The organism is Archangium lansingense (assembly GCF_026626635.1).
GTDB classification, from domain to species: domain Bacteria; phylum Myxococcota; class Myxococcia; order Myxococcales; family Myxococcaceae; genus Archangium; species Archangium lansingense.
Genome location: NZ_JAPNKA010000001.1, coordinates 8,814,126 through 8,835,261 on the forward strand (window position 1 = coordinate 8,814,126; position 21,136 = coordinate 8,835,261).

General features: G+C 68.2%; 20 protein-coding genes. 7 read left to right on the top strand and 13 right to left on the bottom strand.

Annotated features, from left to right (window positions below; all coding sequences use genetic code 11):
- Position 1: 1 nt before the first annotated feature.
- From OV287_RS34785 to cpaB, 11 genes are all read right to left on the bottom strand, one after another.
- A complete protein-coding gene (locus OV287_RS34785; RefSeq protein ID WP_267538345.1) occupies positions 2-742 on the bottom strand; it encodes a TlyA family RNA methyltransferase in 741 nt (246 codons plus the stop codon).
- Entirely contained in the window at positions 739-2,493 is a 1,755-nt protein-coding gene (locus OV287_RS34790; protein ID WP_267542465.1) for a 1-deoxy-D-xylulose-5-phosphate synthase, read from the bottom strand. Before OV287_RS34790 ends, OV287_RS34785 begins: the two co-directional genes overlap by 4 nt.
- Complete coding sequence (locus OV287_RS34795; protein WP_267538346.1) at positions 2,493-3,383, bottom strand: polyprenyl synthetase family protein; 891 nt, start codon at positions 3,381-3,383, stop codon at positions 2,493-2,495. The genes OV287_RS34790 and OV287_RS34795 overlap by 1 nt, the downstream gene beginning before the upstream one ends.
- 1 nt (position 3,384) lies before the next feature.
- Complete coding sequence (locus OV287_RS34800; protein WP_267538347.1) at positions 3,385-3,774, bottom strand: response regulator; 390 nt, start codon at positions 3,772-3,774, stop codon at positions 3,385-3,387.
- Between the two features lie 30 nt (positions 3,775-3,804).
- Positions 3,805-4,167 carry an exodeoxyribonuclease VII small subunit gene (gene xseB / locus OV287_RS34805; RefSeq protein WP_373371925.1) on the bottom strand — a complete coding sequence of 121 codons (363 nt, stop codon included), beginning with the start codon at positions 4,165-4,167 and terminating at the stop codon, positions 3,805-3,807.
- 77 nt (positions 4,168-4,244) lie between these two features.
- Positions 4,245-5,984 (bottom strand): exodeoxyribonuclease VII large subunit, encoded by a 1,740-nt coding sequence (gene xseA / locus OV287_RS34810; protein WP_267538349.1) that lies wholly within the window; start codon positions 5,982-5,984, stop codon positions 4,245-4,247.
- A complete protein-coding gene (locus OV287_RS34815; RefSeq protein WP_267538350.1) occupies positions 5,981-7,825 on the bottom strand; it encodes an FHA domain-containing protein in 1,845 nt (614 codons plus the stop codon). Before OV287_RS34815 ends, xseA begins: the two co-directional genes overlap by 4 nt.
- Positions 7,826-7,866: 41 nt before the next feature.
- A complete protein-coding gene (locus OV287_RS34820; protein ID WP_267542466.1) occupies positions 7,867-9,462 on the bottom strand; it encodes an FHA domain-containing protein in 1,596 nt (531 codons plus the stop codon).
- A gap of 4 nt (positions 9,463-9,466) precedes the next feature.
- The gene (locus tag OV287_RS34825; RefSeq protein ID WP_267538351.1) at positions 9,467-10,357 is read right to left on the bottom strand and encodes a type II secretion system F family protein; all 891 of its coding nucleotides are present in this window, start codon (positions 10,355-10,357) and stop codon (positions 9,467-9,469) included.
- A gap of 9 nt (positions 10,358-10,366) precedes the next feature.
- Complete coding sequence (locus OV287_RS34830) at positions 10,367-11,212, bottom strand: type II secretion system F family protein (protein ID WP_267538352.1); 846 nt, start codon at positions 11,210-11,212, stop codon at positions 10,367-10,369.
- Positions 11,213-11,265: 53 nt separating this feature from the next.
- A complete protein-coding gene (gene cpaB, locus OV287_RS34835) occupies positions 11,266-12,090 on the bottom strand; it encodes a Flp pilus assembly protein CpaB (RefSeq protein ID WP_267538353.1) in 825 nt (274 codons plus the stop codon).
- A gap of 276 nt (positions 12,091-12,366) precedes the next feature.
- Between cpaB and OV287_RS34840 the strand changes: the two genes are divergently transcribed.
- From OV287_RS34840 to OV287_RS34870, 7 genes are read left to right on the top strand one after another with little or no spacing between them, the layout of a single operon-like run.
- Positions 12,367-13,266: a TadE/TadG family type IV pilus assembly protein gene (locus OV287_RS34840; RefSeq protein WP_267538354.1), complete on the top strand. Its 900-nt coding sequence runs from the start codon at positions 12,367-12,369 to the stop codon at positions 13,264-13,266.
- A 4-nt stretch (positions 13,267-13,270) separates the two neighbouring features.
- The gene (locus tag OV287_RS34845; RefSeq protein WP_267538355.1) at positions 13,271-15,241 is read left to right on the top strand and encodes a pilus assembly protein TadG-related protein; all 1,971 of its coding nucleotides are present in this window, start codon (positions 13,271-13,273) and stop codon (positions 15,239-15,241) included.
- Positions 15,242-15,249: 8 nt separating this feature from the next.
- The gene (locus OV287_RS34850) at positions 15,250-16,398 is read left to right on the top strand and encodes a TadE/TadG family type IV pilus assembly protein (RefSeq protein ID WP_267538356.1); all 1,149 of its coding nucleotides are present in this window, start codon (positions 15,250-15,252) and stop codon (positions 16,396-16,398) included.
- The gene (locus OV287_RS34855; protein WP_267538357.1) at positions 16,389-17,162 is read left to right on the top strand and encodes a hypothetical protein; all 774 of its coding nucleotides are present in this window, start codon (positions 16,389-16,391) and stop codon (positions 17,160-17,162) included. The genes OV287_RS34850 and OV287_RS34855 overlap by 10 nt, the downstream gene beginning before the upstream one ends.
- A complete protein-coding gene (locus OV287_RS34860; protein WP_267538358.1) occupies positions 17,159-17,923 on the top strand; it encodes a hypothetical protein in 765 nt (254 codons plus the stop codon). The genes OV287_RS34855 and OV287_RS34860 overlap by 4 nt, the downstream gene beginning before the upstream one ends.
- On the top strand, positions 17,920-18,147 hold the full coding sequence (locus tag OV287_RS34865; RefSeq protein WP_267538359.1) for a hypothetical protein: 228 nt from the start codon (positions 17,920-17,922) through the stop codon (positions 18,145-18,147). The genes OV287_RS34860 and OV287_RS34865 overlap by 4 nt, the downstream gene beginning before the upstream one ends.
- The gene (locus tag OV287_RS34870) at positions 18,144-18,851 is read left to right on the top strand and encodes a hypothetical protein (protein ID WP_267538360.1); all 708 of its coding nucleotides are present in this window, start codon (positions 18,144-18,146) and stop codon (positions 18,849-18,851) included. The genes OV287_RS34865 and OV287_RS34870 overlap by 4 nt, the downstream gene beginning before the upstream one ends.
- A gap of 126 nt (positions 18,852-18,977) precedes the next feature.
- On the opposite strand, the gene OV287_RS34875 is transcribed toward OV287_RS34870, so the two are convergent.
- Together OV287_RS34875 and OV287_RS34880 are read right to left on the bottom strand one after the other, a co-directional pair.
- On the bottom strand, positions 18,978-20,429 hold the full coding sequence (locus tag OV287_RS34875; RefSeq protein WP_267538361.1) for a zf-HC2 domain-containing protein: 1,452 nt from the start codon (positions 20,427-20,429) through the stop codon (positions 18,978-18,980).
- Entirely contained in the window at positions 20,426-21,058 is a 633-nt protein-coding gene (locus OV287_RS34880) for an RNA polymerase sigma factor (protein ID WP_267538362.1), read from the bottom strand. Before OV287_RS34880 ends, OV287_RS34875 begins: the two co-directional genes overlap by 4 nt.
- Positions 21,059-21,136 lie beyond the last annotated feature (78 nt).

Below are 21,136 nucleotides of genomic sequence, written 5' to 3' on the forward strand. Positions count from 1 at the left end.
GTCACGGCTTGTCCGCGACGAGCAGGGCCTCGACGTTGCCGGCGGGGCCAGGCACGGTCGAGTCCATCACCCCTCGCACCGAGAGCCCCTGCGCTCGGACGAACGCGGACACGGAGTCGATGGCCTCCTGGCGCGCGGCGGCATCCTTCACCACGCCGCCCTTCCCTACCTTGTCGGGCCCCACCTCGAACTGCGGCTTCACCAGCGCCACCAGCAGCCCCTTCGGCTTCAGGAACGGCAGCACCGCCGGCAGCACCTGCGTCAGCGAGATGAAGCTCACGTCGATGACCACCACGTCCACGGGCTCGGGCAGGTCCTCGGCCGTGAGGTAGCGGGCATTGACTCGCTCCCGCGAGCGCACGCGCGGATCCGTGCGCAGCTTCTCGTGGAGCTGGCCGTAGCCCACGTCGATGGCGTGCACATGCGTGACGCCCTCCTGCAACAAGCAGTCGGTGAAGCCGCCCGTGCTGGCGCCAATGTCCGCGGCCACCTTGCCGCGCACATCCAGGCCGAAGCGCTCCAGGGCCGCCTTCAACTTCAGCCCACCCCGGGACACGTAGGGCAACACCTCGCCCTTGAGCCGCAGTTCGGCCTCCACGGGCACCAGCGCACCAGGCTTGTCCACTCGCTGATCCGCCACCACCACCTGCCCGGCGAGAATGAGCGCCTGGGCCTTGGTCCGGGACTCCGCAAGCCCCCGCTCCACCACCAGCACGTCCAACCGCTCCTTGCGCGGCTTCACGGCGCACCTCCCTCGGCGAGCAGAGCCAGGGCAGCACGCCGCAAGCCCGCGGCATCCAGGCCCAGCTCCGCTCGCTGCACGCGCGCATCTCCGTGGGGCACGAACGCATCCGGCATGCCGAGCAGCTTCACCCGGGCGCCCACGCCCTTCGCGGCGAGCAGCTCCAGCACCGCGCTGCCCAACCCGCCGTGCGTCGTCCCCTCCTCCACCACCACCACACGCCCGCACGCGGCAGCATCCAGCACCGCCGCCTCGTCCAGCGGAGTGACGAAGCGCGCATCCAGCACGCTCCAACCTGGCTCCTGAACAGCAGCCTCCAGCGCGGTCACGCCCATCGGCCCGAGCGTGATGAAGGCCACCCGCGCCTCCGCCGCCCGCTTCAGCCAGCGCGCCCCGCGCACCACGCCCGCGCCCGGGAGCAACTCCGGGGGCAGGACCGGCAGGGTGCCTCTCGGGAAGCGCAGGAGCGAAGGCCCGGGCAACGCCATCCCCGTGGCGAGCATCGCCGTCACGTCCTCGCCCGTCACCGGAGCCATCACCGTGAGGCCGGGAATGGGCCGCAGCGAGGCCACGTCATAGGTGCCCTGGTGCGTGGCGCCATCCGCTCCCACCAGCCCCGCACGGTCCACGGCGAAGAGCACCGGCAGGCCCGGCAGGCACACGTCGTGGATGACCTGGTCGTACGCGCGCTGCAGGAATGTCGAGTAGATGGCGCACACAGGCCGCAGCCCGGTGACAGCAAGGCCCGCGCAGAAGGTGACGGCGTGCTGTTCGGCGATGCCCACGTCGAAGACGCGCTCGGGGTAGCGCTGCTTGAGGCCCACCAGCGCCGAGCCCTCCAGCATGGCCGGCGTCACCGCCACCACGCGCGCATCGCGGGCCATGAGTTCCTCCAGCGCGAAGGCGAAGGCCTCGCTGAAGGTGCGCTGACCGCCGCGCGAGCGCACCAGCTTCCCATCCCGCCACTCGTAGGGCCCCATGGCGTGGCCCCGCGTCTGCGTGTCCGCCTCGGCCGGAGGAAAGCCCCTCCCCTTCTGCGTCATCGCGTGCACCACCACCGGGCGCGTGGAGGCTCGGGCCTCGCGCAGCGCCTGCGTGAGCGCCCCGAGGTCATGCCCGTCCACCGGGCCCAGGTAGGTGAAGCCCAGCCCCTCGAAGAAGGCACGGGCCTCGCGCGTGCGCAGCAACGCGGGGATGGCCCCCACGTTGGCGGAGATGGACATCTGGTTGTCGTTGAGCACCACCACCAGCGGCAGGTGCGTGCCCCCGGTGTTGTTGAGGCCCTCGAAGGTGAGCCCGCCCGTCAGCGCCCCATCCCCCACCACCGCCACCACGTGCCCGGGCTGGCCACGCAGGCGCTTGCCCTCGAGCATGCCCAGCGCCGCGGACACGGCGGTGCTCGCATGGCCCGCGGCCAGCGCGTCGTGGTGGCTCTCCCGGGGGTCCAGGAAGGGGGCGATGCCACCGGCCTGACGCAGGGTGCCCATGCGCTCGCGCCGGCCCGTCAGCAGCTTGTGCGCGTAGGCCTGGTGGCCCACGTCGAAGACGAGCGCGTCCTGCGGCGAGTGGAAGACGCGGTGCAGAGAGACAATCAGCTCCACCGCGCCGAGCGAGGCCCCCAGGTGGCCTCCCACGCGGCCACACAGGGAGATGATGTCCTCACGCAGCTCCTCGCACAGGCGAGGCAACTCGGACTCGGGGAGCGCGCGAACGTCCCCAGGAGATTGGATACGCGGCAGGAGCCGCTCCATCACGAGCGTCGCTCCACCGAGTAGCGCGCGAGCGCCGCCAGCGGGCCATCCTGGGGCTCCAGCGTCTTCACGGCGGCAATGGCCTCGGCCACCTTGCGCGCCGCGAGCTGCTTGGACTCCTCCAGCCCCAGCACCGCCGGGAAGGTGAAGCGCCCGGCGGCGGCATCCGCGCCCACCGGCTTGCCCATGGAGGAGGCATCCCCCGTGACGTCCAGCACGTCGTCAGCAATCTGGAAGGCCAGCCCCACCGAGTCCCCGTAGGTGTCCGCACGGGCCAGCGCATCCGCGTCCCCACCGGCGGCGAGCACGCCCATGCGGCACGCGGCGCGGATGAGGGCGCCCGTCTTCAGGCGATGCATCCGGGTGAGATAGTCGATATGGGCCGGGCGATCCTCGGCGATGTCCAGCACCTGGCCGCCCACCATGCCCGCCGAGCCCGCGGCCACGGCCAGCTCCCGGCACAGCGCACCACGCACCGGCTCGGGGCCCCCCGCCACCAGGGCGAAGGCGTCCGTGAGCAGCGAGTCACCGGCCAGAATGGCCATGGCCTCGCCGTACACCTTGTGGTTGGTGGGCCGCCCGCGCCGCATGTCGTCATCGTCCATGGACGGCAGGTCGTCGTGCACCAGCGAGTAGGTGTGGATGAACTCGAGCGCGCACGCGCTGTCCTCCACCATGCGCGGCACGTTGCTCTGCTTCAGCACGGCCTCCGCGAAGGCCAGGCACAGCACGGGCCGCAGCCGCTTGCCACCGGCCAACAACGAGTACCGCATGGACTCGAGCAGGCGCGGCGGCACGTGCACGCCCATCTCCTCCGAGCGCGAGCGCAGCAGGTTCTCCACCCGCTCCACCTGGGTCTGCAGGTACGAATCCAGATCGAAAGACGACATGTCAGGGCACCTCGGCAGCGGGCGGAGAAATCAGCTCACGCAACCGCTTGATGAGCGCGTTGAGATCCAGGGGCTTCACGAAATAGTCCGCGGCGCCGGCCTCCCGCCCACGCCGCCTGTCATCCGGATCCCCACGCCCGCTGATGAAGATGATGGGGATGTCCCGGAACTGCTCGTTCTTCTTCACCGCCTTGCAGAGCTCGAAGCCGTCGATCCAGGACATGTTCACGTCCATGAGGATGATGTCCGGCCGCTTGAGCTGCAGGGAGGAGATCAGCCGCAACCCGTTGGCCGCGGCGTTGACCTCGTAGCCCTCCGACTCCAGGGCGAACGAGAGCAACTCGCGTGTATCGCGGTCGTCGTCGACGATGGTGACCTTGAGCTTGGGCATGACGGTACGATTAGCTCTATACCCGCGGGCCTAGAACGGCACGTCATCCTCGGGGGGCGGAGCCGACTTGGCTGCCCCCGAGCTCCCCCTCGACGGGGCCGACGCTGGGGTGGAGATCAGTGCCGGAGGCTTCACGCCCGCCTGCAGAGGAACCACCGCGTCCCGGCCGTCCTCGTTCAACAACTCTTCGATGCGCTTCTCCGCCGCGTTGAGCAACTGCTCGCCCCGGCGCACCAGCTTGATGCCCTCCTCGAAGGACTTGAGCGACTCCTCGAGCGTCAGGGTGCCACCCTCCAGCCGCGCCACCACGTCCTCGAGCCGCTGCACCACGTCCCCATACTGCTCGGGGACCTCCTCCGCCGCCTTGCCCTTGCTGTCCTTCGCCACTTCCAGTCCACCTCGACGAGAAAAGAGTCGCGGACTCTAGAGGAGGCGCCTGCCCGGGTGCCAGGGGGACCTTTACCCGGACGTCAGCAATCCACCGGACCCTTCACCGAGGTAACAGTGGCCTCAATCTCCTCGCACCCCTGGAGTGTCTTCGCCCCATTGTTGGCGAATTTGATGCCGAGCACCTCGCCGGGCTGCACGTCCGAGATGGAGCGCACCACCCCCCCGTCGCGCTTGCGGAAGGTGACCGCGTAGCCGCGGGACATGACCTTCAGGGGGCTCATGGCATCCAGCCGACCTTCTAGGCGCTGAAAGTGCCGCTGAGCCGACGCCAGGGTGTCCTTCTCCAGGGCAGCCAGGCGGGCCTTCTGGTCGACCAGCCGGGCGCGCAGCTCCGCCACCCGGGCCACAGGGGAGCTGCGCTCCAGCTCCAACCGGGCTTGGGCCGCGCTCGCCCGCCGCGCCGCCACGTCCGCCCGCACCGCATCCTTCAACCGCGCGGAGAGCTGCACCAGCCGAGCCCGCTGCTCAGCGAGCCGGGCCTGGGGACGCTGGCGTTGCAGGTGCTCGGTGTGCGCCCGGAGCTCCTCGCGCCGCTCGCGCAGCATGTGGCGCAGCACCCGCGTCATCGCATCCTCGGCGTCCGACAGCCGCAGCCGCTCCGTGGACAGCCGCCGCCGCGGATCCACCACCCGCCCACGCAGAGTGCCCATCCGCTCGCGCAGCTCCAGCACCCGGCGCTCGGCCGCCTTGCGAAGGCGCAGCGACTGCGTGGCCAGGGCGTACTCCAGGTCCTGCAGCACCGGGGCGAGCCGCTCCGCCGCCGCGCTGGGGGTCGGGGCGCGCCAGTCCGCTACGAAGTCGGAGATGGAGAAATCAATCTCATGGCCGATGGCGGACACCACCGGCACCGGCGAGGCGAAGATGGCGCGAGCCACCCGCTCCTCGTTGAACGTCCAGAGGTCTTCCTTCGAACCACCGCCGCGCGTGACGACGATGACGTCCACGTCCGTACGGGACAGGCGCTCGATGCCGCGAGCCACCTCCTCGGCCGAGCCCTCGCCCTGCACGCGTGCGTCGCACAGCAGCACGGACAGGCGCGGGTTGCGCGAGTGCAGCACGCGCAGGAAGTCCTGCAGCGCCGCGCCGGTGCGGCTCGTCACCACGCCGATGCGCCGGGGCAGGAAGGGCAGAGGGCGGGGCGCACGAATGCGGTTGTCGCCGATGAGGCCCTCGGCAGCGAGCCGCGCCTTGAGCTGCTCGAAGGCGAGCGCCAGCGCACCCTCTCCTTCGGGCTCCAGCTTCTGGGCAATGAGGCTGTAGCGACCGGCAGGCGCGTAGACATCCACGCTGCCCTCGGCCACCACGGCCAGCCCGTCACGCAGGGCGAAGCGCAGCCGCGCCGCCTGCGAGGCCCACATCTTCACCTCGAGCGAGGCCTCCGCGTCCTTCAACGAAAAGTACAGGTGGCCACGGGCGTTGGGGCCCCGGAAGCCGGACACCTCGCCGCGCACCAGCACACGCGGGAAGCGCGACTCGATCGTCACCTTGAGCTGCTGGGTGAGCTCTCCCACGGTGAGCACCGTGCGCGCCGGTGGCGTCCGCGAGGGCGCTCCGGGCAGGGACGGCAGCGCCGCGGACACGTCTCCCAGCGCCGAGGGGAGCGGAGGCGCGGGAGGCGGAGGTGGAGGCTCAGGGGGCGGCTTCGACGCCGCCACCACCGATCGCTTGGGTGCCATACCGAGCGAGCCGCCGAAGAGATCTCCCTGTCCGGCGATGTCCTCGGGCGGGGTCTCTCCGGTTCCTCGCCGTTTCTTGGTCACTTGAGCTTCTCGACCCAGGTCTTGGCCTTCTGGTGCGTCTCATCTTCCGAGGGGGTCATGGCCATGACCTCGCGGAACTTGGGCACGGCGTCCTCGGGATTGGTGTCCTTGAGGGCGTAGGCCTGCAGGTAGAGGTCCTTCGCCTTGGCGCGCAGCTCGGCGACGATGTTGTTGGCGCCGGCATGACCGGGGTCGGCCTGGAGGGCGCGCTGGGCGTTCTCCATGGCGCGACCGTACTGACCGGCCGCCTTCGCCGACGAGGCGCTCTTGAAGAAGATGTTGGCCGCGCGCGTGCCCGCGTTGCGCGACAGCTTGCTGCCCTGACCCTTGGTGATCTTCTTGTCCAGGTCCAGCAGGCGCGCCAGGCCCTTGGCGTCCAGGTCCTCCAGCTTCTTGTAGAGGTTGCCGAAGTCCGTGAGCTGCACCATCAGCGTCTTGCACTGCGGATTCTTGCCGGCACAGGCGTTGGCCATGGCCACCGCGCCATTCAGGTCACCGTCGCGGAAGCGATCCACGGCCTGGTCCCAGGGCTTGGGCGCCGCCTTGACCGTGGGAGGCGGAGGAGGCGCATCGCGGATGGCGATGGCACGCGCCGCCTGCTCGTTGATGACCTTGGCGTCACGGTGCTCCGGATCCGCCGCGAGCACGTCGTCGGTGATGGCCTTGGCCTGATCCAGATCCTTCTGCTCCAGCAGCGTCAGGGCGTCGCGCACGCGCTTGTCCGCCTTGTCCTTCAAGGTCGTCCGCAGCGCGCGCACCGTCTCGAAGAGCTGGGTGTCCTTGCCCACCTTGGCCAGCGAGGCCGCCGCCGGGCCGAGCTGATTCTTGTCCAGCGCCGACTTGGCCGCGTCGAGCGCCTCCTGGTTGGGAATCTCCTTCTCCACGCGCGCCAGGTAGTCCGGCAGCTGCACGTGGCCGGGCTCCACCTCCTGGAGCTCGAGCAGCCTCGCCTTGGCATCCGCCCACTTGCCGTCGCGGATGAGGTTCTTCGCCTCCTGGAAGAGCGCGTCGATCTCCGCGCGCCGCTCCTGGGCGAGCTGCGCCTTCTGGGCATCGGACTCCGCCTGCCGCTGCTGCTGGACCTTCATGACGGCCAGCACGCCCACCAGCAGCACGAAGACGCCCGCGGCGAGGATCAACATGCGCTTCTTGCGCTGCTGCGCCATCGGATCCGGCGGCGTCACTGCCGCGCGGCCACGGGCGCTGCGCACGCGGCCCTCGGGACGAGGCGGCGGGCGGCGCGGAGCAACGGCTCCACTCTCCTCTCCCCCAGCGTCGGCCTCGGCGGGAGCAGCAGCCGCCGGAGCGGAGGACCGGGTGCTGCTCCGGCCCGGCCGCGGAGGGGGTGCCGAGGGCATCGGCATCATCATCGTGGCGTTGGAGCTGTCGTTGAACGTCAGCTCCGTGTCGCCAAGCGTGAGGGTGTCGTTGGGGGACAGCGGCATCTCGTCGGTGAGGGGCTCACCGTTGAGGAGGGTGCCGTTGCCGGAGCCCAGGTCGCTGGCCGCCCAGCCCCCGCCCACGCGGCGGATGAGCACGTGCTTGCGCGACACCGAGGTGTCCGGGATGCAGATGGGGTTGTCGTTGGCGCGGCCAATGACGTACTCGCCCTCCTCCAGCGCGAACTCTTGACCGGCGCACGGGCCCGCCGAGCACACCAGCTTCGTACCCGTCACCGGTAACGAGGGCACAGCAGGCGCGGAGCGAGTGGAGGGAACCGCGCCCGAGGCCGACCTACGCACCGCGGGGCGCTGGCTGGTAGAGCCACCCGAGGCAGAACCGCCCGAGGGGGTATCCGTCGTCGTGGGACGCCGGCGTGCGGGAGGGGAACCGTTCGACATGGGAAGTCACCACTTCGGTTGGTGCATGGACGGCACGGGCCTCACAGCCCGTGCTCGCTGGCCTTTTCGAGCGCCAGATTGTGGCAGCGATGCGCCGGTGTAGGGAAGCGCCGGGTGATTTCATCCAGCACCCGCCTTGCCTTCTTCTTGTCCTTGAACTGGAGGTACCGCTGGAATTCCAACATCAGCAGCCCACACTTCTGGTCCAGGTCCACCGCCACCTGGCCCATCATGAAGCGGACGTCCTCGTACATCTCGGGCTTCTCATCCAGCGCCTCGAGGGTGATCCACGCCGAGCGGTAGTTCTCCCAGGCCATCGAGAGGTTCTCCGCGCCGACGTCCTTGCGCTCGTAGAAGTTGCGTGCCTTGGCCACGTAGTCGCGCGCCGTCTCCAGGAGCTCCGCCGGAGGCAGGTCCGGCACCGGGATGATCTCCAGCCGCAGATTCCACACCCGCCAGCTGTCACTGCCCGGGGGATTGTGGGTGTTGTCGAAGACGAGCTGGTTGCGCTCGTTTCGTTTGAGCACAGACGGAGAGATGATCTGCTGGATCTCCCGCTCGGAGGAATTCGTCGTATCCGGAGGCACCGTCCCGAGGGGAGTGGCGTTGATGGACAGGGTGACCTCGTCCTTGGAGATGCCGCTGGACTGGTAGCGCAGGACAGCGACCGCTCGCGTGGGCGAGACGAACTCGAAGTCGAAGGCCTTCATGTCCGGCTGATCCCACGTCACGCCCTCGCCCAGGCCGAACGAGTCCGGCAGCGTTTGGAGGCCAAGCAACGTGGGCTCCGGGCCCCGGGACATCTTCTCCAGACTCGGACGGAAGACGACGGTGAGCGCCGTCACCATGCCCCCGAGGAAGAGGAACGCCACGGTGAGCAGGGCGGTCTTCCCGCCACGGGACAGCTCGAGCCACCACAGGCGGAGCTGACCCCCCAGGGTCTCGCTCAGCTCGCGGCGGCGGCGGGCCTTGTCGGCGGCAGACAGGCCATCGGCTCCGGACGAGGCACGCGCGGCAGCAGCGGGGGCCGAGCGGGACAGCGGGGCCGCAGTCGGGGGCTCCACGGCCGGCATCTCCCCCACCGTCTCCGAGCGGGCCGGCGTCAGACGGGTCTGAACATCAGCCACGGGAGCCAGCACGGGCGGCGCCGAGGGCGACGGCTCTAGGCGCGGAGTGGGGAGGAAGGGAGCCGGGAGCGAGGAAGCCCCCGACATGGAGGCATGCATCCGCGGATCCACTTGGGTACCCGGCTCCGCGGCCATGGGCTGGTTGCGGCGGATGAGCCGGGTGGCCTCATCCTCCTCATCCACCGGCATGAAAGGCCGGGTGGCGTCGTCCTCGTGGACGACCTCCTTGAAGACGAACTCCACCGGCCCCAGGGAGATGCGGTCCCCGTTCTGCAACTCCCGCTCACCCGAGAGGAGGGCCTCGTTGACCAGGGTGCCGTTGGCGCTGCCCAGGTCCTGTACGTAGAAACGCCCGAGCCGGTCCGAGATGCGCACGTGCCGGCGCGACACACCTGCATCCTGCAGCACCACGTCGTTCTCCGTGGTGCGGCCGATGTGGATTTCGGCCTGCTCGAAGAGAAGCTCCTTCCCCTGTTGCAGGCCCTTGACGATGGTGAGCTGGAAGCCCAGGGCCCTATCCCCCGACGTCTCCGAACATGAACTGGAACACGATGGGCCCGAAGAGGACCATGAACACCGTGGGGAAGATGCACGCGATGAGCGGGAAGAGCATCTTCACCGGGGCCTCACCCGCCAGCTTCTCCGCGCGCTGAGTGCGGTCGATGCGCAGCTGGGTGGACTGGATGCGCAGCACCTTGCCGAGGCTGGTGCCCATCTTGTCCGCCTGGATGAGTGCGGTGACGAAGGTGGTGAGCGCCGGCAGGTCCACCCGGGTGATCATCGCCTTGAGGCCCTCTTCGCGCGTCTTGCCCATCTTCAGCTGCTTGAGGACGATCTGCAGCTCCTCGCGCAGCGGGCCCGACTTGCCCTTCTCCACCACCTTGGCCAGCGCGCCGGTGAAGTCCAGACCCGCTTCCACCGACAGCGTCAGCAGGTCCAGGCTGTAGGGCAGCGCCCGGGAGATCTGCAGGTGACGCTTCTTCACCTGATCATTCACCCAGATGAGCGGGTAGCACATGCCGAACAGCGCGAACACGAGAGACCAGGCCAGGTTCTCGTTGACCGCGTTGACCAGGACGAGACCCGCGAAAAGGCCCACCACGGCGCTGATCTCCTGCAGCGCCATGATGTCCTCGGGCTTGAGGGCGTGGGGGTCGCCGGCCTTGATGAGCTTCTTGCGCATCTTGGTCTCGTACCCCGGCCACATCAGCCGCCGGTTGAGGACTCCGAGCTTGCGGATGGCAACCGAGCTCATGCCTCCAACGCCACCGCCCGCGTCGTCGCGAACCTCGTCCACGAACTGCGAGAAGTAGTTCTGGTAGACGCCGAACCCGAGGAAGCCCATCGACGCCGCGAACATCAGCGCAGAGCCCCCCATCAACGTATTGGTGAGGATGTCGCTCACGGCCACTCCTTAGATGTCGATGTTGACGATGCGCCGGATGATGATCACGCCCAGCACTTCCATGATGGCGATGACCGTCACGAGCACATAACCGAACCAGTGGTCCATCATCGGCTCCATCAGGTCCGGCCGCATGTAGTTGAGCACGATGCCGAGGATGGCCGGCATGGCCGCCACCACCCAGCCCTGCAGCTTGCCCTGGGCGGTGAGTGCGTCGATCTTGCCCTCGAGGCGGAAGCGCTCGCGGATGACGCTCGAGATGGTCTCGAACATCTCCGCCATGTTGCCGCCGAGCTGGCGCGCGATATTGGTGGCCACCACGACCAGCTCCAGGTCGTCACTGCCCACCCGGCGGCCCATGTTGACGAGGGCCTCCTCCAGCGGCACGCCCAGCTTCACTTCCTTCACGAAGAGACCGAACTCCTGCGCCAGGGGCGGCTGCGCCTCACGCGCCACGTGCTCGATGGCCTGCGGGAACGTCAGGCCGGCCTTGAAGGCGTTGGCCATGGCCTGCAGGGCATCCACCAGCTGCACGTTGAACTTCTTGATGCGCCGCTTGCGGTAGTGCTTCACCAGGATGATCGGCAGGAAGAAGCCGAAGATCGTGGCCACCACGCACAGGATGGGGTTGAAGATGATGTACGTCAGGATGCCCAACAAGCACATGCTGGCGATGTTGAGCACCAGCAGCTGACGGGCATCGATGAAGAGGAACATGTCGCTCAAGTCGTTCATCGACTTGACGACGTACCGCTCCTGGTACTGCTCGTAGGCCTTCGCCAGGACGGTGAAGATCACCAGGCTGAAGAAGAAAACCGACCCGGTGACGAGGAGTAGGACGATTCCGGCCAGCATGCGCGGGGACTTCCTTCAGCTGCGGGGGGAAGGGGAACGCACCGACGGGGGGATTACGGCGTGCCCGAGGAGCCGACCGAGCTCTTCTCGGAACTGCTGCCCTTGATGATCTGGATGATCTCGCGGCGCTTCTGCTCGAGCACGCGGGTGCGCTCGCCAGAGAGCAGGGTGCTGATGGTGGCGCGGCCGCGCTCCTCGATCATGTCCACGTCCTCCTCGTTGCGCAGCGAGAGCGTGAGGTTGCCCAGCTCGCTGGCCAGCGTGAGGATTTCCGCCTCCTCGGGGATGACCATCAGCGTGATGTTGGAGTACTCGCGCTGGTGCTCGGGGACGAGGTTGATGTTGGTGGTACCGGTGACCTTGCCGGTGGCGAGCACGATGACGTTCTGCAGCAGCGTCACGGCCACGTTCTCGTCCGTCTGCGGGTCGCGGAAGGTGCCAATCACGTCCACGTGATCGTTGGGACGAATCCAGCCGCCCACGGACGTGGTGGGCTTGGCCTCGATGGTGATGGCGCGGACCTTCTTCTGCACCTTGGTGGACAGGCGCTCGGCGGCCTTGGTGGTCTCGAACTGGCTCCACAGGAGCGGGTCACCCTGCTGCAGCGCCACCAGGACCTTCTGGCCCACCACGTAGGTGGCCGAGTCCGGCTTCACCACGGAGGAGGTGACGAACTGCTCGGGGACCGAGCGCTGGTTGATCATGTCGAAGGTGATGACGGTGCCCTCGGGGATGTCCGCTGATGCCACGACAACCGGCACCAGGTTCCAGCCGCGGCGAACATCCGATTCCTTCTTCTTGATCGCAGACCACGCGATGATGCCGGCCAGCAGGCCGAGGCCCAGCGCGATAAAGAGCGGTGTCTTACCCTTCAGCATGTCTCGGAGACCTCCAAAGCGGGGAGCGCCCGGGGGGGCGGAACTCGTAGATGGCGCAGCTGCTTTGCAAAGCGGGGGCCCGGGGCACCAGCGGGTGGTATGTTATCCACCCACCATGCAAAGTGTCAAAGTCACGATCTCCCGGGCCCCGGTTTGTTCGGCTCTGGCGGCTTCCCGTCCCTCTGGTGGAGGGGGGTCTTCCCTCTGAGACCCCGCCGGGACTTGACCTCCGAGTGACATAGGCGGTGGCACGGATGTCGCTCCTGGGCGACGTCCATGAGTGAACACCCCCAAGCAGCCGGACAATCGGGACAGGCGGCGGTCGAGTCGGCGCTGGTGCTGCCGCTGATGGTCTTCCTGGGCCTGGGCCTGCTGCAGCTGACGCTGATGCAGCAGGCGAAGTTGATGACGGAGTACGCGGCGTACTGCGCGGCGCGCTCGGGCATCGTGTGGAACGGCAACAACGAGCGGATGCGCGATGCGGCCCTCGTGGCGCTGCTGCCCACCCTGGGCCGCACCGACGGTCTGCCGAGCCTGGCCAAGACGTGGACGCGGGCACGTCTCCAGGACGAGATGCTGCGGCAGTTGGCGTGGCCGACGCGGGACTCGGTGGTGCCGACCTCGGTGAACGGCTCGCCCCTGTTCGGCCTGGTGCGCGTCGATACGGTGAACCCCTCCTGGTACTCGCCGGTGCGGAGCGTGTGGAAGCTGCGCTCGGCCATGGACTGGAAGGAGCTGGATTTCGACGGGCCGGATGGCTACCCGCAGGTGCCGGCGCTGGAGTCGAAGCTGGCCCGGTTCTTCAACCTCGCGCTGCCGGATGATGCCGAGGAGGTCTACCGCAAGGCCACCGTGCTGAGCGTGCGGGTGCGCTACTGGTACGAGCTGCGGGTCCCCTTCGCCAACTGGCTCATCTTCAGTGCGTGGTGGGCGGCCAATGCAGGCGTGACGTTGGGCGGCGCCATCCACCGGCCCACGAAGGTGACGGCCCCCGTGCGAGGGCTGGAGCACCAACGCGGCTACGCCTCGCTCTACCGGCAGGAGATGAGCGTGCTGAAGGGGCTGGCCACGGGCAGGCGCTACTTCTTCCCGCTGACAGCCACCTACAGCCTGCGGATGCAGTCGAACTTCTATTTCAAGTGGCTGATGCACCTGAACCCGGACTGGGGCCTGTGACGCCATGATGACCCGTGCTCTCCGAAACAGCTTCAAACGGCAGGAAGGCCAGGCACTCGTCCTCGCGTGTGTGCTGATGCTCGTGCTGAGCATCGCGCTCATCACCACGGTGAACCTCGGGCACAGCGTGCACGAGCGGATCCGCCTGCAGAACACGGCGGACGCGGCGGCCTGGTCCACAGCGGCCATGGAGGCCCGCGCGTTCAACTTCTACGCGTTCACCAACCGCACGCAGGTGTCCCACTACGTGTCGGCGATGATGTGGCAGTCGCTGGACTCGTTCGTGTTCTCCGTCCAGGCCTTTCTGACGGACCTCTACGGGTTCATGCGCACCATCGGCCCCTGTTTCCCCAGGGACAGCCGAGACGGGCTTTTCTGGGAGAGCGTCTGCACCCTGCTCGACACCCTCCCCGCCATCAACGCCATCATGCGGGGGCTGGACCTGGTCTTCACGGTGCTCCGGGGGATGCTGCTCCTGATGAAGCCGGTGATGGAGCCCCTCGACCAGGTGATTGGCCGGGTGGTGGTCCCCGGGCATCGGATGCTCAACGCGGTGATGGCAGGGGCAGCCACCGCGGTGATGCTCGCCACGTCCACGTACGTGATGGGCACCTCTCATGCCGTCATTGAGGCGAATGACCCCAAGGTGGACCCGCTCGTCCCCCAGACGCTGGCGGGCCTCATCAACCAGTGCCTCTACAGCCGCACGCATGACAAGGCGGCCAACGGCACGCCCTTCAGCCCGGTCAATCCCTTCGAGCCGTTGGACCCCTCGAGGCGAAACGAGACCGACAAGACCGCCCGGGCCAAACGGGTGATGGCGGGCATCACCAACGCCACGCGCTTCGCGTGCGACGCGAAGAACGGCGCCTGTCCCGAGTCCCTGGTCACTGACCGGAAGCTCGGCAGTCTCATGCCTATTCCCCGGTGGCTCGCACCGTTGGAGGGCGTGCTCGACGGCATCCCCAAGTGGGGCCAGACGCGCTTCCTCACCTACCGACTCGGTGAGGGCGGAGGCAGGACTGCCAAGGGCGGCAACAAGATTCGCGAGTCCAAGGACCTGCCCCATCTGCCCATGGGCATGCTCGCCCAGGGCGATGTGCTCGGCGCGGATGACCCCTACTTCATCAAGTTGCCGGGACCGGCGTCTGTCGACCTCGGGGGCACCCGGCTTCTCAACCCCTTCCGCTGCCCCAAGCAACCCGGCGCGAGGGACCCGCGAACCTGGCGCGACTGCTGGGGAGATCCGCGCGAGGACAAGAACGACACGCTGAAGACGAGTGTATGGGCCATGAGCAACACGGACCTGCGCGAGAACGGAATCCACTGGCGCGTGGTGTTCCCGGGAGAGGCCTCGAAGCAGGAGGACCGGAACGTGGGCCTCTACGAGTCCAAGACCTGCCTCGCGAGTGTCCAGGGCGCGTGCTTCTTCGAGATGTCCGTGTACGTGGCCAACGTCCGCATTGATACGAAGGACCACAACCACCCCTGGCCGGGGCTGGTGCCCTTCCCCCACTTCGAGCCGGGTGACTACGCGAAGGACTGCGCGGAGAGCCTCAACGAGGCGCCTGGCATCGCCGTCATGGCCGGGCGCCAGGACGACTTCAACCAGCCCTCCACCTGGGTGCTCCTCAACAAGCCCGCGGACGCGTTCCGGAAGACTCCGGGCCAGCTCAACTCCCAGGGGAGGCTCACCTTCACCTTCGGAACATCGCCCGAGACGCTGGACCTGAGGAACGGCCGCAAGGCGCTGGAGCCCGGGGGCTTGCCGGGGATGACCGTCATCTCCCGCGGCCAGACGTACTACCACCGGCCCGGAAACTGGACCGAGCAACCCAACTTCTTCAACCCGTACTGGCGGCCTCGGCTGGCGGCGGTCTGGCAGGGCAAGGACTCGCTGCCGCTGGTGGACACGCTGGCGAAGGCCCTGCCCGGCGACCTGCAGGACGCGCCGGCTCGGTTCATCACCCATTGAGGCCCGCCATGCTCCACTCCCGTGCACAGCGGAAGTCTGTCCCGCGAGGCGCCACCACCGTCGAGCTCGCGCTCGTGGTGCCGTTGCTCGTCTCCATGGTGATGTTCAGCGTCTTCCTGTGCGAGGTCATCCGGGCTCGGCTCAAGTTGCAGGAAGCCAGCCGGTATGTCGCATGGGAGATGACCAGCTACACCCTGAGCGACTACGCCACGGCGGACCATGACAGAGCCTTCGGGCTCGCCATGAAGGCGACGGTGAAGGAGGCGTCCGAACGCTACGCGGACCTCGACTCCATCGAGCCCCAGGGTCGGTTCGGCACCATGCTGCGCGCCGCTCCGGTGCAGGTGAGAGTGAGGAACCAGAGCGTGGCGGGCATCGACCTGAGCCGTGTCTTCCCCGGTGGTGCCGGCGGCAAAGGCTCCGAGGCAGCCGCAGCGAGGGGCAAGACGCTCGACTTCTTCCTCGGGCACTTCCGCTTCAACACCCGAGGGCAGGTGGAGGTGGAGACCACCAGCACGCTCTCCAGTTACGTGCTGCCCCGGCGCTACCTGCAGAAGGAGCAACACGGCTTCTTCGACGTGGACAACTGGGGCGGCAGGGACCTGAGCAACCTGCCGGTGAAGGAGCACTACACCCTCATCGCCAACGGCTGGCACCTGCCCGATGGTGGAGATGCCCTGATGAAGCCCAAGCAGGCGGGTGTTCATGACGGCGGCTCCCCGCACGGCCTTCGTCTGCAGGTGGACCGGATGAAGTTCCTGGGGGTGGGAAACTACCTGGACCAGGTGGAGCTGGACCGGCTCGGCGCGGTGGCCAACCTCATCCTGCCCGACTTCCAGGGCCCCTTCGTGGTGTCCCACAACTACGTGCCCGGAGAGTCCGGCCGCGGCTGCAACAAGAGCAAGCACGGCGCCCCGATGGGGCTCAACAACGTGAACGCCTACCCCGGCCTCGACGACCCCGCCCAGCGCTGCTTCGACACCGCCCCCTTCCGCGACACCCAGGCCTACGACCAGTCCCTCTACCGAAAGATGTTCATGGCTCGCGGCGGCAACTTCATGGGCTGCAAGCACGCTCAGGCGGATGCGCCCCACATGCCCGGCCTGGATCCCAGTACCTCCAAGGACTCGAACGAACGGAAGATCCCATGCGAGTAAATGTCATTCCCCTGCTCTTGCTGCTGTGGGCCTCTCCATCGTGGGCCGAGCAGGAGCTCGCGCTCTACCCAGGCACCGTGCACACGCGGATCGGCGAGGACCTGCTCATCGGCGGCCAGCCCCACCGCATCGCGTACTTCACCACGAAGGACTCCCTGGTGAAGGTGGCGAGGTACTTCCACGGCTTCTGGACGAAACAGGGCTACCCCGTCGTCGTGAACGGAGACCTGCAAAGGGAGGCGGTGGTGTCCGCCTTCTTCACTCGCGAGGGACTCCAGCGGGCCGTGGTGCTGCGCACCCACCTGGGAAAGACGGTGGGCTTCACCGTGCTCAAGGACCTGTGGCTGTACGAGAAGCCCGCGAGCGCCGGCAACAGCCCCTTCATCCAGGTGGAGGGAGCACTCTTCAGTGCGGACGTGGGCTCGCGCGACGAAGCCGGAGGCTCGCGGCACCGCACGCAGGTAGTGGAACGCAGCCTGGATGCCGTACGCCAGGAGCTCACCTCCAGGTTCACCGCCGCGGGCTACGCTCTGGTGCGCGAGTCTGGAGGCCGGTTGGATGGCCGGCGAACCCTCGTCCTCGAATACGCCCGCGGAGCCGAGCAGGTGCTCACCACCTTGGTGGAGCTGGAGCCCTCGCGGGTGGCCGTCTCGCAGGCCTGGGTGGGAACGGACCGGCCGGATGGCATGCCCAATGCCGAGGCCGTGCGTCAGGCTCGCGAGGATGCCCTCCGCGCGGGTCAGGGGCGGGAGGGAACGCCATGAGTGCGCTCGTCTGTGCCCTGTCGCTGGTGCTGTTGGGTTCTGCTCCCGTGGAGGTGCCACGCGGAATGCTCTTCGAGGCCGCGCCCGAGCGACTGGATGCGCGCGTGGGCGAGTGGGTGACGTACCAGACGGAGGGAGGCCCTCAGCAGGGCTTCCTGCGGCTGGCCGTCGTCGCCGAGCAAAAGGACTCCCAGGGCCGGGACGCGGTGTGGGTGGAGTTGGAGCTCGGCCAGCACTCGGAGCTGAAGGCCCCGCTGGCGCAGTTCCTCCTGCTGGTGGCCCGCGACACAGGGCTGCGCGCGGAGGGCGTCTCCCGGCTGTTCGTCACCCAGGGCTTCGAGAAACTCCAAGAGGTGGATACCGCCGCCCTGCCCTTCTTCCTCGGCACGCCTGGAAAGCAGCCGACACAGCTGACCGCAGGTCAGGGTTCCACCGTGCGCCGAGGCCCTTCCACGCGCCTCATGACGCTCGCAGGCACGGTGACAGCCGAGCCCCTCGAGGTCCTCCACCGCCAGCTCGTCCTCAAACGCTACTGGGTCAGCCGGGAAGTCCCCATCCTGCGCCTGGCCAGGCTCGAGTTCCCCCCCATCCGCTACTCGCTGGAGGTGCGCGACTACGGCCTGGACGCCCGGCCCCGCCTGGTTCCTCCCGCCCCCAGTGACAAGAAGATCACCCTGGAACCGGTCAGCAACCTTCCCCCCCACTTCCAACCCAGGCCACAGTCTGGTACCGCTTGGGGTACGGAGGACAACCGCCCATGAAGACCCACACGCCTCGCTCCCAGCTCCGTCGCCGTCACCGCCGCGGACAGGCCATGGTGGAGTACTCCTTCATCAACTGGATCCTCGTCCTCATGCTCATCGTCACGTTCAGCGTCGACTTCGGCAGCGGGGACCAGAAGATGAACGTCATCGACGCCTTCCTGCGCGCGTACCAGGTTTATTACGACTCGTTCTATTTCGTGCTGAACCTGCCGTTCCCGTGAAGCCATCCTCCGCCGCGCGGCAGCCCTCCCCGCTCCCGCTCCGTGTCCTCCACGGGCTCGTCTTCGGGGGCTTCACCGCCATGTGCCTCGCGGCTGGCTCGCCAGAGCTGGTGCACCTGGTCCGCTCCCAGCTCCAGCCCTTCCACTCCGGACCCCCTCCCCGTCTAGAGCTGGTGCTGCCGGTGGTCGCGGCGCTCGTGGGCCTGACGGTCGTGCTGGTGCAGAGCGCCCGCGGGCGCAGCGCTCGGCTGTTCTGGTCCCTGCTCATCCTCGGCGCCCTGGTGCTTACTCTCTGGGGCCAGCACGAGGGTCTCGTGGCGGGACGGACCGCCGACTCGGCGAATGTGAAGATCCTCCAGCTGGCGCAGGCGCTCCACGAAAGGAGCGTCAACACACTGCGGACCCAGGGGGCTGTCTCCGAAGACGTGGGCTCCTGGCAGGCGGCGCTGGAGCAGCTCTCCCAGGGACAGCCCTCTCCCGTGCGTACTCGCTCGTTCGAGCCGCTGCCCTTCCGCATTCAGAAAGTGGACTCGCCGGAGGCTCTGCCCCCAGAGGCTCCTCCCGGAACGCTGCTCCTCTATGTGATGGCAGGAGGCGTGGCCTATGAGCTCCACCCCGTGGGGGTGTCGCCCTCGGGAGAGCCCTGGCGGCTGAGAGATTCCAAGGGTGAGGCCCTCGTCTTCCGGGGTGCCTTCAATCCGTGACTCAGTGAGCAGGAGCCGCGGGGACACGGGTAGCTGGCACGGGCGCGGATACCCTCACCCCGACCCTCTCCCGAGGGGAGAGGGAGGGTTTTTCCGGCTCACTTCATGAGGGAGGGTTTTTCCAGCTCACTTCTTGGCGGGGGACGCATCCTTGGCGTCGCTGTCGGCCTCGCCCGCGGGAGACTGGAACTCATCATCCAGAAGGCTCTGCGCCTTGCGCGCCGCGCTCGAGCCAGGCGCCACCGCCACCACTTCCCGGCAGACCCCGATAGCGATCTGCCGACGGCCCAGCGCGAACTCAGCCTCACACAGCCGGGACAGCACCTCCACCTGCTGCGAGCCCCGGACTCCGGCGGACAACGCCGCTCGCAGGAAGGTCACCTCTTGCGCCCAGTCGCCCGAGCGGTTGGCCACATCCGCCTGCTTCATGAGCTCCGCTGCCGAGAGAGTGCGTCTCTGGACGGGTCTCTCGGTAGACATCTGTTCCGCTTCGCTCTTCTTGGACTCTGGTTTCTCCGCCCGCGCGACCGGCCCGGACGTAGCAGGGGCAGGCTGATACTGGGCAGCAGGTGGTGGCGGCGGCGCGGCATTGGCCGCCTGGGCGCGCCCGGGTGCTCCCTGCGCGTACGCGTCATCCTCCGCGGAGTCCTTGCTCGCCATCGAGGCCGATGGACGCGAAGCGGAGCCACGAACCGTCTGCTGCGGCTCGGGTGGCGCGGACTGCGCGACCTGGGGCTCCGCGGGACTGCCGTACTCGGCGGCGAGGTCCGCCCCGGCCAGGGCGTCCGAAGCAGGCTCGGCACGCGAAGCCGTCGACACGGCGGGCAGGCTCTTGCCACCTATCGCATCGCGCTTGCTCTTGGACTCCTTGGTGGCCATCCCCTCGGAAGCGCCCGCTTCGTCGTCGCTGTATGCGACGTTCTTGTCCGGGAAGCCGCCAGCGCTGCCCGCCCCGATGTTGGACCAATCCTCCCGTAGGCGAATCCCCTTCTTCGAAGGTGCCTTGGGCATGGGCTTGGTGGGCACCGCGGCGCGTATCTCCTCGTCCATCTGCGCGTGCACCTTGCCGATGTCAGCGGGGACTGGAGCAGTGGCAGGCACAGGCATAGGCACAGGCTCGGCGGAAGCAGGTGCGGCCTCCGCCATCACCGGCTTCGCTCCGCGACCAGGCGCCTTCTCCCGCGGAGCCTCCTGCTTCAGGGTGAGCGCGGCCGGACTGAGGTCCACCTCGCGATTCACCTGGACCACCACCACACCAAAGACGCTCAGGGCCGCCACACCCAACGCGGGCGCCAGCAGGCGGCGCCACCAGCGAGGTGCCGGCTCGGGACCCGCAGCGGCCCGGCGCGCGGACTGCTGCGCGTACGCCAGCAGGGACTCCAGCCCCGCGTCCGACGCGGGCTCCAGCGGCAGTCGGGACATGCTGGCGCGCACGCCCCGGATACCGTCCAGCGCCTCCGAGCAGCGCGAGCAGCCGTGCACATGCTGCTCCACAATTTGGGCCTCGGTGGGCGGGAGCTCGCCATAGGCGAAGTCCAACAGCCGATCCTCGTGTGCGTGGGCACCCTGGGTCTTCATCCCGCCACCGTCCTTCCGTCCTCGGCCAGGTCGCCGTCCACTCCGAGCTCGGCCAGGCGCCGGCGCAGGCCCTCGAGGGCATAGCGCATGCGGCTCTTCACCGTGTTCTCGGATACCGCTGTCACCTCGGCGATCTCCTTGAAGGGGATGCCGCTGTACTCGCGCAGGACGAACACCTCGCGCTGCTCCTCCGGGAGGCTGGCCAGCGCCCGCTCCAGCAGGGGCCGCACGCGGGCGTTGTAGGCGCCACGCTCAGGGTTCACGCCCTCATCGGGAAGGGCCTCACCCAGGGGTCGGCCCTCGTCGCCCTCGGCACCCGCGGTGGGCGCCTCCAGCGAGGCCGCCTGCCGGTAGCTCTCTTTGCGCGCGCTGTCCACGCAGAGGTTCCTCGCAATCGTGTAGACCCAGGTGGTGAACTTCGCCTTCGCCTCGTACTCCGGGGCGCTGCGCACCACTTTCAGCCACGTCTCCTGAAGCACGTCTTCCGCCCGCGCACGGTGGCCGGTGAAACGAAGGATGAAGTTGAACACCGATGTCCGGTGCCTGCGCACCAGCACCTCGAACGCACGAGCATCCCCCGCCCGGAAGGCGAGCATCAGCCGTTCGTCTGAGGTCTCCGGTCCCACCACTCCCCCGTTTCCAGGGCCCTGTGCCTATCCTCACCCCTCCCGCCCGATTAACGGGCGAAGGGGGATTCGGGTCTACCC